8 protein-coding genes and 1 riboswitch are annotated in these 12,799 nt (G+C 73.7%); of the genes, 6 read left to right on the top strand and 2 right to left on the bottom strand.

Annotated elements, in window-relative coordinates:
* Positions 1 to 65 precede the first annotated feature (65 nt).
* Positions 66 to 908 (top strand): trehalose-phosphatase, encoded by an 843-nt coding sequence (otsB, locus tag IE106_RS12310; RefSeq protein ID WP_189532926.1) that lies wholly within the window; start codon positions 66 to 68, stop codon positions 906 to 908.
* A 195-nt stretch (positions 909 to 1,103) separates the two neighbouring features.
* Here the strand turns inward: otsB and IE106_RS12305 are convergent, their stop codons facing one another.
* Positions 1,104 to 2,507, bottom strand: coding sequence for an alpha,alpha-trehalose-phosphate synthase (UDP-forming) (locus IE106_RS12305; RefSeq protein WP_189532924.1), 1,404 nt, complete (start codon positions 2,505 to 2,507; stop codon positions 1,104 to 1,106).
* A gap of 44 nt (positions 2,508 to 2,551) precedes the next feature.
* Positions 2,552 to 3,520 carry a glucosyl-3-phosphoglycerate synthase gene (locus tag IE106_RS12300; protein WP_189532923.1) on the bottom strand — a complete coding sequence of 323 codons (969 nt, stop codon included), beginning with the start codon at positions 3,518 to 3,520 and terminating at the stop codon, positions 2,552 to 2,554.
* A 147-nt stretch (positions 3,521 to 3,667) separates the two neighbouring features.
* Positions 3,668 to 3,812, top strand: a riboswitch (SAM riboswitch).
* A gap of 18 nt (positions 3,813 to 3,830) precedes the next feature.
* Here IE106_RS12300 and thrC point away from each other — a divergent pair.
* From thrC to IE106_RS12275, 5 genes are all read left to right on the top strand, one after another.
* On the top strand, positions 3,831 to 5,117 hold the full coding sequence (gene thrC / locus IE106_RS12295; RefSeq protein WP_189532921.1) for a threonine synthase: 1,287 nt from the start codon (positions 3,831 to 3,833) through the stop codon (positions 5,115 to 5,117).
* 20 nt (positions 5,118 to 5,137) lie between these two features.
* The gene (locus IE106_RS12290; protein WP_189532919.1) at positions 5,138 to 5,416 is read left to right on the top strand and encodes a ubiquitin-like small modifier protein 1; all 279 of its coding nucleotides are present in this window, start codon (positions 5,138 to 5,140) and stop codon (positions 5,414 to 5,416) included.
* 550 nt (positions 5,417 to 5,966) lie between these two features.
* On the top strand, positions 5,967 to 6,170 hold the full coding sequence (locus IE106_RS12285; protein ID WP_010474007.1) for a cold-shock protein: 204 nt from the start codon (positions 5,967 to 5,969) through the stop codon (positions 6,168 to 6,170).
* Between the two features lie 337 nt (positions 6,171 to 6,507).
* Positions 6,508 to 8,130: a chaperonin GroEL gene (gene groL / locus IE106_RS12280; RefSeq protein ID WP_168440692.1), complete on the top strand. Its 1,623-nt coding sequence runs from the start codon at positions 6,508 to 6,510 to the stop codon at positions 8,128 to 8,130.
* Between the two features lie 621 nt (positions 8,131 to 8,751).
* Positions 8,752 to 12,765, top strand: coding sequence for a polymorphic toxin-type HINT domain-containing protein (locus IE106_RS12275; protein WP_189532917.1), 4,014 nt, complete (start codon positions 8,752 to 8,754; stop codon positions 12,763 to 12,765).
* The last annotated feature ends 34 nt before the right edge of the window (positions 12,766 to 12,799 follow it).

The raw sequence follows: 12,799 nt of genomic DNA, 5'->3' as shown, positions 1-12,799 counted from the left end.
CGGCCGGCCGGGGGGACGGCGGGGGCCAGGTGTGGTGCGGACGGCTTGTGGATAGGTACGCACACATGTCCAGCAACTCGCTCCCCCGCCCCACCACCCCCGCCGGCCGCGACGCCCTGGCCACGATCCTCGCGCACCCCTCCACCACCACCGTCGCCGTCGACTTCGACGGCACCCTCGCCCCCATCGTCGCCGACCCCGAGCAGGCCCGCGCCCACCCCGGCGCCGTCCCCGCGCTCGCCGCCCTCGCCCCGCGCGTCGCCTCCGTCGCGGTGATCACCGGCCGCCCCGCCGGCGTCGCCGTCCGGTACGGCGGCTTCGCCGGCGTCCCCGGCCTCGACCACCTCGTCGTCCTCGGCCACTACGGCGCCGAGCGCTGGGACGCCGCCACCGGCGAGGTGCGCGCCGCCCCCGAGCACCCGGGCGTCACCGCCGTACGCGCCGAACTCCCCGGCGTGCTGGAGCGGGCCGGGGCCTGGCCCGGCACCTGGATCGAGGAGAAGGGCCGCGCGGTCGCCGTCCACACCCGCCGCGCCACCGACCCGCAGGCCGCGTTCGACGCCCTGACCGGCCCGCTCACCGACCTGGCCACCCGCCACGGCCTCGTCGTCGAACCGGGCCGCATGGTCCTCGAACTGCGCCCCCCGGGCATGGACAAGGGCCGGGCCCTCCTCGAACACGTACGGGAGACGGGCGCGAAGGCCGTCGTCTACGCGGGTGACGACCTGGGCGACCTCCCGGCCTTCGCGGCGGTCGAGAAGCTCCGCGCGGACGGCGTGCCGGGCCTGCTGGTCTGCAGCGGCAGCGACGAGGTCCAGGCCCTGTCCGCCCGGGCGGACCTGACCCTCCGGGGCCCGGCGGAGGTGGCCGCCTTCCTCGCGGCCCTCGCGGAGGCCGTGCCGGACTGACCCGCGGGCGGGGCGGGCGGCGGACCGGCCCCCGCAGCCGGCGCGGGTCAGTCCGGCACGGCCCCTGACCCGGCGGGGGCGTACCGGGCCGGACTCCGGGCCCGGCGGGGTCGTACCAGGCCCGACCGCGCCGGGCGGGCGCCCGTACCAGGCGGCCGGCCGTACCGGGCGGGCGCCCGTGCCCGGCCGCGGGTGTCAGCCCGCCGTCCCGCCCCGCAGCGCCTCCAGCTGGTCCAGGAACCAGCGCTGGGGCGGGAGGGCCGTCGCCGCGGCCGCCAGGCGCTTCGTGCGGTCCGCGCGGTCCGCGGGCGGCATCGACAGCGCCTCGTGCAGGGCCCGGGCCGTGCCGGTCACGTCGTACGGGTTCACCGTCACCGCGTCGGCGCCCAGCTCCTCGTGCGCGCCCGCCTCACGGGACAGCACCAGGGCGCAGCCCTCGTCGGAGACGACCGGGACCTCCTTCGCGACCAGGTTCATCCCGTCCCGGACGGGGTTCACCAGCGCCACGTCCGCCAGGCGGTACGCCGCCAGCGACCGGGCGAAGTCGTCCTTCACGTGGAGCAGCACCGGCGTCCACGTCTCCGTGCCGTACTCGGCGTTGATCTCCTCCGCGACCCGCGAGACCTCCGCCGTGTACCGCCGGTACACCTCCAGGTCCTGCCGGGACGGGTACGCGAAGGCGATGTGGACGACCCGCTCGCGCCACTGCGGCCACTCGGCCAGCAGCTCCCGGTACGCCAGCAGCCCGCGCACGATGTTCTTCGACAGCTCCGTGCGGTCCACCCGGATGACCGTCTTGCGGTCGGCCCCGCCGATCTGCTCCCGCAGCGCCGCCATCCGCTCCTCGACGTCCGCCTCCCGCGAGCGCGCCCGCAGGAACCCGGCGTCCGCGCCCAGCCCGTGCACCCCCACCTCGGTCGTGCCCGTGCCGCCCACCACGCGGTCGCAGCACGCCGTGAACGCCTCCGCCCAGCGGTGCGTCAGGAAGCCGAGCCGGTCCGCTCCCAGCATGCCGTGCAGCAGTTCGCGCGCGATGTCGTCGGGCAGCATCCCGAAGTAGTCCGGCGGCGCCCACGGCGTGTGCGAGAAGTGCCCGATGCGCAGGTCGGGCCGCAGCGCGCGCAGCATGCCCGGCGCCAGCGCCAGGTGGTAGTCCTGGATCAGGACCGCCGCGCCCGGCGCCGCCTCCGCGGCGAGCGCCCGGGCGAAGGCGTCGTTGTACGCCCGGTACGCCTCCCACTGGCGGCGGAACCCCGCGTCGAAGACCGGCTCCAGCGGCGTCTGGTACAGCATGTGGTGGACGAACCACAGCACCGAGTTCGCGACGCCGTTGTACGCGGCTGCGTGCGTCCCGTCGCCCGCCACCGCGTCGATGTCCAGCATCCGGACGCCCGTCTCGCTGACGCCGCGCCGCACCGCCTCCCGGTCCCCGTCGCCCAGCGCCGCGCACACCCACACCGCGCCCGCGTCGGGCCCGATCGCGGAGAGCCCCGAGACCAGGCCCCCGCCGCCGCGCCGCGCCTCCAGCCCGCCGTCCGCCTCGCGCAGCGCGTAGCTGACCGGACCGCGATTCGATGCCACCAGGATGTCCGAGACCATGAGCCCAACCTAGCCCGAGCGGGAAACGCTCAAACGTGCGGAAATCAAGCCACCCGGCGCTTGTGCAGGTACTCCGCGACCTCCCGCATCGGCGGCCGCTCCTCCGTGTCCACCGGGTGGGTGCGCGGCGCGAAACCCGTCTCCGTGCGGTCGAACTGGGTCAGCCGCGGCCGTACCAGGTGCCCGCGCGACAGCCGCAGCTGCGCCGTCCGGTAGATCGCCGCGGCCATCCGCCCCAGCGCCCGGTCGTCCTGGTGCCGGTGCAGCCGCACGCCCACGTCGACCTGCGCCAGCGCGTCCAGGCCCACCAGGTGCAGCGCGTCCACCAGCAGCCCCAGCTCCACCCCGTACCCCACCGGGAACGGCAGCCGCTCCAGCAGCGTGCGCCGGGCCGCGTACTCCCCGCCCAGCGGCTGGACGAACCCGGCCAGCTGCGGCCAGTGCAGGTTCAGCAGCGGCCGCGCGACCAGCTCCGTCACCCGCCCGCCCTGGCCGCCGCCCTGCCCGCCGCCCTGCCCGGCCGCGAACGGGCGGTCGTACATCGCCTTCACGAACTCCACGTCCGGGTCCGTGAGCAGCGGCCCCACGATCCCCGTCACGAAGTCCGCGTCGAACTCCCGCAGGTCCGCGTCGACGAAGCAGACCACGTCACCACCCGTCACCAGCAGGGAGCGCCACAGCACCTCCCCCTTGCCGGGCAGGGCGGGTATGCGCGGCAGCACGTCGTCCCGCGCCACCACCCGCGCCCCGGCCCGCGCGGCCACCTCCGCCGTACGGTCCGTCGACCCCGAGTCGAGGACGACCAGCTCGTCGACGAGCGGCACCGCCTCCGACATCAGGTCCCGGCGGATCACGGCGACGATCTCGCCGACCGTCGCCTCCTCGTTCAGCGCGGGCAGGACGACGCTCACGGTCGTGCCGTGCTCCCGCTTCGCGGCGAGCAGCCGGTCGATCGGCCGGTCGGCCACGGACCAGGACCGCCGGCCCAGCCAGCGCTCCACCTCTTCCAGCACGCGCGCCACTCCTCGGGTCGTTACGGGGCCGTATGTGATCCATCTCGCGGTTCGGACGTCTATCTCAGACCTCCACCCCTTCGGTTACAGTCTTGAACAACGCGCGAGACCACCGCATGCCGGGGTCCCGCGCCGACAACCACATACCGCTCATCCAGAGGGGCAGAGGGATACGGCCCGATGAAGCCCCGGCAACCCTCCAGTCGGTCTCGCAGCGTTCACGCGAGGTCCCCGGCTAGGGAAGGTGCCAAATCCGTCTCACGGCGACACGCGCCAGTGAGAAAGATGAGGAGAAAGGGCCTCGCCATCCATGGCTGTGCAGACCGCCGCACCCACCACCCCCTCCGTCGACCTCGGCCCCGCCGCCGGTCTCTCCTGCCGCGAGTGCGGTGAGCGCTTCCCGCTCGGTCCCGTCTTCGCCTGCGAGCACTGTTTCGGCCCCCTCGAAGTCGCGTACGACCTGCCGGCCGGCGACCCGGAGGAACTGCGCAAGCGCATCGAGGCCGGCCCCGCCAACATCTGGCGGTACGCGCCGCTGCTCCCCGTCCCCGCGGACGTCGCGGACAAGCCGAACCTCAACCCCGGCTGGACCCCCCTCGTCAAGGCCGACAACCTCGCGCGCGAACTGGGCGTGACCGGCGGCCTGTACGTCAAGGACGACTCGGGCAACCCCACGCACTCCTTCAAGGACCGGGTGGTCGCCCAGGCCCTGGAGGCGGCGCGCGCCTTCGGCTTCACCACCCTGTCGTGCTCCTCCACCGGCAACCTGGCGGGCGCGGTCGGCGCGGCCGCCGCCCGGGCGGGCTTCCGCTCCTGCGTGTTCATCCCGCACGACCTGGAGCAGGGCAAGGTCGTCATGGCCGCGGTGTACGGCGGCGACCTGGTCGGCATCGAGGGCACGTACGACGACGTCAACCGCTTCTGCTCGGAGCTCATCGGTGACCCGCTCGGCGAGGGCTGGGGCTTCGTGAACGTCAACCTGCGGCCGTACTACGCGGAGGGCTCCAAGACCCTCGCGTACGAGATCTGCGAGCAGCTCGGCTGGCGGCTGCCGGACCAGCTGGTCGTCCCGATCGCGTCGGGCTCCCAGCTGACGAAGATCGACAAGGGGCTGCAGGAGCTGATCAGGCTGGGCCTCGTCGAGGACCGGCCGTACCGGATCTTCGGCGCGCAGGCGCAGGGGTGCTCCCCGGTGTCGGCGGCCTTCAAGGCGGGCCACGACGTCGTACGGCCCCAGAAGCCGAACACCATCGCCAAGTCCCTCGCCATCGGCAACCCGGCGGACGGCCCGTACGTCCTGGACATCGCCCGCCGCACCGGCGGCGCGGTGGAGGACGTCGACGACGAGCAGATCGTCGACGCGATCAAGCTGCTGGCCCGCACGGAGGGCGTCTTCGCCGAGACGGCGGGCGGGGTGACCGTGGGCGTGACGCGCAAGCTGATCGAGAACGGCCTGCTGGACCCGTCCCTGACCACCGTCGTCCTCAACACGGGCGACGGCCTGAAGACCCTGGACGCGGTCGCCCCGACGACCGGTCCCACCGCGACGATCCGCCCGAGCCTGGACGCGTTCCGCGACGCCGGCCTCGCCCACTGAACCCCCGGGAGACACCCACCATGAGCGTCAACGTCCGCATCCCCACCATCCTGCGCACCTACACCGGCGGCCGGGCCGAGGTCCCGGCGGAGGGCGCGACCCTCGCGGAGGTCATCGGGTCCCTGGAGGAGAACCACCCGGGCATCGCCGCCCGGGTCCTTGACGACCAGGGCCGGCTGCGCCGCTTCGTGAACGTCTACGTCAACGACGACGACGTCCGCTTCGAGCAGGGCCTGGAGACGGCCACGCCGGAGGGCGCGGGCGTCTCGATCATCCCGGCGGTCGCCGGCGGCTGCTGACCCGCCGGCGCCGGCCCGCCCCGCGGGCGCGCGCCGGCCCCGGCACCCGGCCCCCGCCGTCACCGGCGGGGGCCGTTCCGCTTTCCCGGCCCCGCACGGCCGCCCGCCGTGCGCGCGGTGGGAAAGGGGGGGCTGCCGGTAAAGCAGGCGGCTTGTTCCATTCGCACGGGACGGCGGGAAAACGGAGGCGGTCATTCTGCATGGTTGAGCGCGATAGAGTTGGGGAAGTCCCCGCCGCCGCCCGTACCGGGCGCATATGAGAACGCGCCGGGGCCCGACAAGAAGTAGCCAAAGTGCCGCCGTCCGATGCGCGCTTTGCGCCCTTTGCCCGGCCCGAGTTGCCCGGGATTATCGCCTTTCCGGCCGCCATTTCCCTTCATCCGTGCTTGGATTTCTCGTCCGATTGACCTGTTGCAGAGGGCAGTTGGGCAGATACATTCAGCCGCGGTCGACGCGTTCCGGCGCACGCCCACCCCTGTCAGTGGGCGAGGTCTGACCCGGGTCCGCGAAGTGCGGTCCTGTGCAAGGGCCAGTAATAGGGGAGTTAGGCATGGCTCAGGGCACCGTCAAGTGGTTCAACGCGGAGAAGGGGTACGGCTTCATCGCGGTCGACGGTGGTGCGGATGTTTTCGTGCACTACAGCGCGATCCAGATGGACGGCTACCGCACCCTTGAGGAGGGCCAGCGGGTCGAGTTCGAGATCTCGCAGGGCCAGAAGGGTCCGCAGGCGGACATGGTCAAGATCGCCGTCTAGGCGCGACGCGTCCGGCCGACGGCATTCGGCGGAGGGCCCGCACCCCACCAGGGGTGCGGGCCCTCCGCACGTCCGCCCACCCCCTCCGCGGACGCCTCCGGGACCCTGCCGTGAACGCCTCCGGAGCCCCGCCGCCACCCCGGGGCGCTTGCACTCTCATAGGGCGAGTGCTAATCATTGGCGTTAGCACTCTGCGAGTGAGAGTGACAACGGAAGGACCTCGTCGGTGAGGTCCGCAGGGCGCGTGGGGCAAGGAACCACGCGGCACGCGGGCCGTCCGTCGCGGGCGCCAGCGCGGTCCGGAGCAATCCACCCCAGTCCGGGAGGACCACTTCACATGGCCAAGATCATCGCGTTCGACGAGGAGGCACGGCGCGGTCTCGAGCGCGGGATGAACCAGCTCGCCGACGCCGTCAAGGTCACCCTTGGTCCCAAGGGTCGCAACGTCGTCCTCGAGAAGAAGTGGGGCGCCCCCACGATCACCAACGATGGTGTTTCCATCGCCAAGGAGATCGAGCTCGAGGACCCGTACGAGAAGATCGGCGCCGAGCTGGTCAAGGAAGTCGCCAAGAAGACGGACGACGTCGCCGGCGACGGTACGACCACCGCGACCGTGCTCGCCCAGGCGCTGGTCCGCGAGGGCCTGCGCAACGTCGCCGCCGGCGCCAACCCGATGGCCCTGAAGCGCGGCATCGAGAAGGCCGTCGAGGCCGTCTCCGGCGCGCTGCTGGAGCAGGCGAAGGACGTGGAGACCAAGGAGCAGATCGCCTCCACCGCCTCCATCTCCGCCGCCGACACCCAGATCGGCGAGCTGATCGCCGAGGCCATGGACAAGGTCGGCAAGGAAGGCGTCATCACCGTCGAGGAGTCCAACACCTTCGGTCTGGAGCTGGAGCTCACCGAGGGCATGCGCTTCGACAAGGGCTACATCTCGGCGTACTTCGCGACCGACATGGAGCGCATGGAGGCCGTCCTCGAGGACCCGTACATCCTCATCGTCAACTCCAAGGTCTCCGCGGTGAAGGACCTCCTCCCGCTGCTGGAGAAGGTCATGCAGTCCGGCAAGCCGCTGCTGATCATCGCCGAGGACGTCGAGGGCGAGGCCCTCTCCACGCTGGTCGTCAACAAGATCCGCGGCACGTTCAAGTCCGTCGCCGTCAAGGCCCCGGGCTTCGGCGACCGCCGCAAGGCCATGCTCGGCGACATCGCCATCCTCACGGGCGGCCAGGTCATCTCCGAGGAGGTCGGCCTCAAGCTGGAGAACGCCGGTCTGGACCTCCTGGGCCGCGCCCGCAAGGTCGTCATCACCAAGGACGAGACGACGATCGTCGACGGTGCCGGCGACAGCGAGCAGGTCCAGGGCCGCGTCAACCAGATCCGCGCCGAGATCGAGAACTCCGACTCGGACTACGACCGCGAGAAGCTCCAGGAGCGCCTGGCGAAGCTGGCCGGCGGCGTGGCCGTCATCAAGGCCGGTGCCGCCACCGAGGTCGAGCTGAAGGAGCGCAAGCACCGCATCGAGGACGCGGTGCGCAACGCCAAGGCCGCCGTCGAGGAGGGCATCGTCGCCGGTGGTGGCGTGGCCCTGCTCCAGGCGTCCAGCGTCTTCGAGAAGCTGGAGCTGGACGGCGACGAGGCCACCGGTGCCGCCGCCGTCAAGGCCGCCCTGGAGGCCCCGCTCAAGCAGATCGCCGTCAACGCCGGCCTCGAGGGCGGCGTCGTGGTGGAGAAGGTGCGCAACCTCACCCCGGGCCACGGCCTCAACGCCGCGACCGGCGAGTACGTCGACCTGGTCGCCGAGGGCATCATCGACCCGGCCAAGGTGACGCGCTCCGCGCTCCAGAACGCCGCGTCGATCGCCGCGCTGTTCCTCACCACCGAGGCCGTCATCGCCGACAAGCCGGAGAAGGCCGCCGCGCCGGCCGGCGGCGGCATGCCGGGCGGTGACATGGACTTCTGATCCGTCACGGATCGGAACCGTCCAGTAGTACGGACAAAGAGAACGGCACCCCTGCTTGCGGGGGTGCCGTTCTTGTTTTTTTGGGGCGCCTTCGGCTCCGGGGCGCCGGAGCCTGCGCCGACGGTCGACCGTGCTCGCCCCCTCCTTCGTCGGGGGCTGCGCGCGCTCTCCCTTTCGGCACAGGCGCGCCCCTTCGCCTCAGGCGGCCGGGTACAGGGTGGGGGCCTGCAGGGCCGCAGTCGGGCGAGCCACTGGTCTGTTCGGCCGGGTGTGGGCTGGGCGCTCTCTCTTTCGGCGCAGGCGCGCCCCTTCACCTCAGGTACCGGGGTCCACGGGGCGGGCGTACGGGGCCTCAGTCGGGTGGGCCGCCGGCTTGTTCACCGGGCGGGCCGCTGGTCTGTTCGGACGGGCTGACCTGCGGGATGTTCGGGGTGGACGTCCTCGCCGCGAGGGGTTCTCGGAGCGGATTCCCCCGACCTCCAGTTGATCTTCGCGACTATGCTCTGCACGCGCTTCACGGCGCGGTGGGCCGACCCATGACCGAGTCGGTCCGCCCTCAGAGGGGATGAAAAATTGTATGGATCAGGGGGAAGGCGGGGGCGTGCGCTGCGTGCGCTGTGCGTGAGCACGCTCTCCATGGCCCTGGCCGCCGGAGTCGTGGGCGTGAGCCCCGCGGTGGCCGACGAGACGAATGTGGCGGGGACCGCGAACGTCGACGGCAGTCCGCTGCCGGACACCGACCGGGCGCGGGTCGTCGAACTGTGGAAGACCGGCGGGCCCGGCGTGAAGGCCGCCGCCGAGGCCGCGCTCATGGGGACCGACGCGGACGTGCGCCGGTTCCTCGACAGTGAACGGGCCGTCACCGAGCTGCACGACGACCGGGTGACGGCGCTCCAGATGATCTCGCTGGGCGGCAAGGGCGTCCGCGAGGCGGCGCAGCGGGCGCTGAGCGGGACGCAGGCCGACCTGGACGCGTTCCTGCGCACCGGCTGGCAGAAGCCGCTGGAGGACGACCAGCGCGTCGAGGTCGCCCGGATCATGAACGAGGGCGGCCGCGGGGTCCGCGAGGCCGGCCAGGCCGCGCTGGGCGGCACCATCGAGGACGTACGGCAGTTCCTGGACTACACCCAGCACAGCGCCCGCGAGTCGGACGACCGGGTGCAGCTCATGCAGATCATGGCCACGGGCGGGCCCGCCACGAAGGCGGCCGCCTCGCTGGCGATGGAGGGCTCCGTCCACGACGTACGGGAGTTCCTGGAGGTCGGGCAGCACGTCGCGCGCGCCCGTGACCAGGAGCGGGCGTCGGTCGCCGAGCTGGCCGCGCAGGCCAAGGCCGCCGGTGAGCGGGCGAAGCGGGAGACGGAGGCCGCGAAGGAGGCGTCCGCCCGCGCCATCGCCGCGTCGCAGCTGGCGAAGGAAGCCGCGCTGAAGGCGGCGAAGGAGACGGAGGAGGCCCGCAAGGACTCCCAGCGCGCCGCCAACGCGGCCGGCCGCGCCGCCTCCGCCGCGCGCGGGGCCGCCTCCGCCGCGCAGCAGGCGATCAGCGCGGCCCGCGCCGCGAACGCCTCCGCCCGCGTGGCCGCCGCCGCCGCGTCGCAGGCCGCGTCCGCCGCCGCCGCCGCGGCCCAGGCCGCCTCGCGCGCCCGGGGCGCCGCCGCGGCCGCCGCGACCAACGCCGGTGAGGCGTCCGCCGCCCGCAAGGCCGCCGAGGAGGCCCGTACGGCCGCGAAGGGCGCGAAGCTCGCGTCCGAGGCGGCGTTCCAGGCCGGTGTCGCCGCGCTCGCCGCCGGTGACGCGGCGAAGGCCGCCGCCGGCGCGGGCGCCAACGCGGCCGCCGCGGCCAACGCCGCGACGGAGGCCAGCGGCCACGCCGACGCCGCCGGGGCGCACTCCGCGCAGGCCGCCTCCGCGGCCGCCACGGCCCGCCGCCACGCCGCCGAGGCGACGCGCGCGGCGAACGCCGCGGAGTCCCTGGCCCGCGAGTCCGCCGCCGCGGCGTTCGAGGCGCGGGACGCGGCGAACGACGCCGCGGCGCACGCCGAACGCGCCGCCGCGGCGGCCGACGAGGCCGCGAAGCACGCGGGCGACTCGGCGAAGGCCGCCAAGGAGTCCACGGCGCACGCCGCCGAGGCGAAGAAGGCCGCCGACGCGGCGACCGCCGCCGTGGCCAAGGCCCGCAAGATCTACGACCTGGCCCGCCGCTCCGAGCAGGAGGACCTCGAGACCCGTACGACGGCCGCCGTCGAACGGGCCCGTGACCTCAGGGCCGAGGACGACGAGCGCCGCAAGGCGCAGGCCGGGAAGAACGCCGAGGCGGCGAAGCTCGTCGCGGAGGCCGACCGGCTCGCCGCCGAGGCGGCCCAGCCGGGCACGGACCCGGCCGTCGTGGCCGACAAGGGCCGCGAGGTCGCCGTCGCCACCATGCGGTACAGCGGCCCGTGGGCCGCCGCCGCCGCGCAGGCCGCCCTCGCCGGATCCGACGCGGACGTCGTGCACTACGTCCGCACCGGCCGCGCCGAGGCCGCCGAACAGGACGAGCTGGTGCGCGTCGAACGCCTCGCCGACGAGGCCGAGTCGCCGGTCGTGCGGGACGCGGCCGTCGCCACCCTGGGCGGCGACGCCGCGGCGGTACGGGCGTTCCTGGCCACCGGCCAGCACGACGCGGCCGCCGACGACTACCGGGTCCGCGTCATCCAGATCAGCGACGACTCCGGGAAGGGCCTCAACGCCGCCGCGCAGGCCGCGCTGAACGACGGCTCGACGGGCAAGCTCCGCGAGTTCATCACGACCGGCCAGTACGCGGCCCGCACGGAGGACGAGCGCGTCCAGGCGGCGCAGCTGCTGAACACGGGCGGCCCCGAGGTGAAGGCCGCCGCGCGGATCGCCCTGGAGGGCCCGCCGCAGCTGCTGCACCACTTCGTCGAGGTCGGCCAGTTCAAGGCCAAGCGCAAGGACCAGCTCGCCGCCACCCACCAGGCGGCGGTCCAGCAGCTGATCGCCCAGGCCGCCGTGTCCGCGGCGACCGCGCAGCAGCAGGCCGCCGAGGCCGCCCGCGTCGCCGCCCTCGCCCGCAAGGCCGCCGCCGAGGCCGCCGACTGGGCGAACAAGGCGAAGGCCTCCGCCGACCAGGCGAAGAAGTACGCCGACGACGCCCGCAAGTCCGCCGACGAGGCGCAGAAGTCCGCCGACCAGGCGGCCGCGTCCGCCAAGGCCGCGCGCGCCGCCGAGGCCGACGCCAAGGAGGCCGCCCGCGAGGCGACCGTGTCCGCGGCCCGCGCCGCCGACTCGGCCGCGGCCGCCCGCTACTCCGCCGACGACGCCTGGGCCGCGGCCAACGAGGCCCGCGCCTCCGCGACCGCCGCCGGCAAGGACGCGGAGGCCGCCGACAAGGCGTCGAAGGAGGCGTACGCCGCGTTCCTCGTCAAGCGGAAGGCCGAGGAGGCCGCGAAGCGCCGCGAGGCGGCCGCCCGCGAGGAGCAGAAGCGGATCGACGAGCTGAAGCAGAACGCCGCCATCATCGAGGCGGCCAACGCCGAGGCGAACGAGACCGACGGCTGGGGCATCCTGTCCGAGACGGGCCACTTCCTGCTCGACGTCGGCGGCCTGGTCCCCGGCTTCGGCGAGGCGGCGGACGGCGCGAACTGCGCCTGGTACGGCGCCGAGGGCGACGCCCTGAACGCCGGCCTGTCCTGCGGCTCGGCCGTCCCCATCGCCGGATACGCCGCCTCCGGCGTCAAGTTCGGCAAGTGGGGCGACAAGGCGGTCGGCTTCTTCAAGGACCTCTTCGGCAAGGGGGGCACCCCGCCGTGCAAGGTCCCCAACAGCTTCACCGGCACCACGCGCGTCGCCAAGGCGGACGGCACCAGCACCCCCATCAGCGGCGTCCGCGTCGGTGACGAGGTCCTGGCGACCGACCCGGCGAGCGGCCGCACGGCCGCCCGCCCCGTCGAGGACGTCATCGTCGGGTACGGCGTGAAGACCCTCGTCCGGCTGACCGTCGACACCGACGGCGACCGCGGCGACGCCACCGGCACCGTCACCGCCACCGCCAACCACCCGTTCTGGGCGGTGGACGAGGCGGCCTGGGTCGACGCCGGGGACCTCCGCCCCGGCACCGGCCTGCGCACCCCGGACGGCACGACCGTCGAGGTGACCGGCACGCGCACGTGGACCGAGACGGAGCGGGTCTACAACCTGTCCGTGAAGGGCCTCCACACGTACTACGCGCTGGCCGGCGACGCGCCGCTGCTGGTCCACAACTGCGGCAACCTGAACAAGGACTACAACATCGCCGGCGGTCACGCGAAGGACCACGTGGGCCTCACCGACGACGACATCATCGCCCGCGCCCCCAGCCTGCGGGGCGGCAAGGCCTCCAGCCTGGACCCGGCCACGGCGCAGCAGAGCATCGACGCCGTCCTCGACGGCGTCGACCTCACCAAGTGGGCGGCGAAGAACTCGCGCGGCGCCGAGCGGATCCTCAAGAAGAAGTTCGCCGCCCCGATCGGCCGCGTCGCCGACAGCCAGGGCAACGTGAAGGACGCGTACACCCTGGAACTGCTCATCCGGCGGGTCGACAAGGGGGAGGACGGCCACAAGGGAACCTGGGTCGTCCACACCCTGATGGCCAGCTAGCAGGGGTCCTCCCCGGCGCACGAGAGACGGGACC

This window comes from Streptomyces roseolilacinus, from assembly GCF_014649335.1.
Taxonomy (GTDB): domain Bacteria; phylum Actinomycetota; class Actinomycetes; order Streptomycetales; family Streptomycetaceae; genus Streptomyces; species Streptomyces roseolilacinus.
Note: the sequence above shows the minus strand (reverse complement) of the source record. Positions and strands in the feature narration are given on the sequence as shown.

Excerpts from the sequence above, each read along its gene's own strand:
- otsB (WP_189532926.1), top strand. The coding sequence starts at position 66 with ATGTCCAGCAACTCGCTCCCCCGCCCCACCACCCCCGCCGGCCGCGAC.
- IE106_RS12305 (WP_189532924.1), bottom strand. The coding sequence starts at position 2,507 with ATGGTCTCGGACATCCTGGTGGCATCGAATCGCGGTCCGGTCAGCTAC.
- thrC (WP_189532921.1), top strand. The coding sequence starts at position 3,831 with ATGGCTGTGCAGACCGCCGCACCCACCACCCCCTCCGTCGACCTCGGC.
- IE106_RS12290 (WP_189532919.1), top strand. The coding sequence starts at position 5,138 with ATGAGCGTCAACGTCCGCATCCCCACCATCCTGCGCACCTACACCGGC.
- IE106_RS12285 (WP_010474007.1), top strand. The coding sequence starts at position 5,967 with ATGGCTCAGGGCACCGTCAAGTGGTTCAACGCGGAGAAGGGGTACGGC.
- groL (WP_168440692.1), top strand. The coding sequence starts at position 6,508 with ATGGCCAAGATCATCGCGTTCGACGAGGAGGCACGGCGCGGTCTCGAG.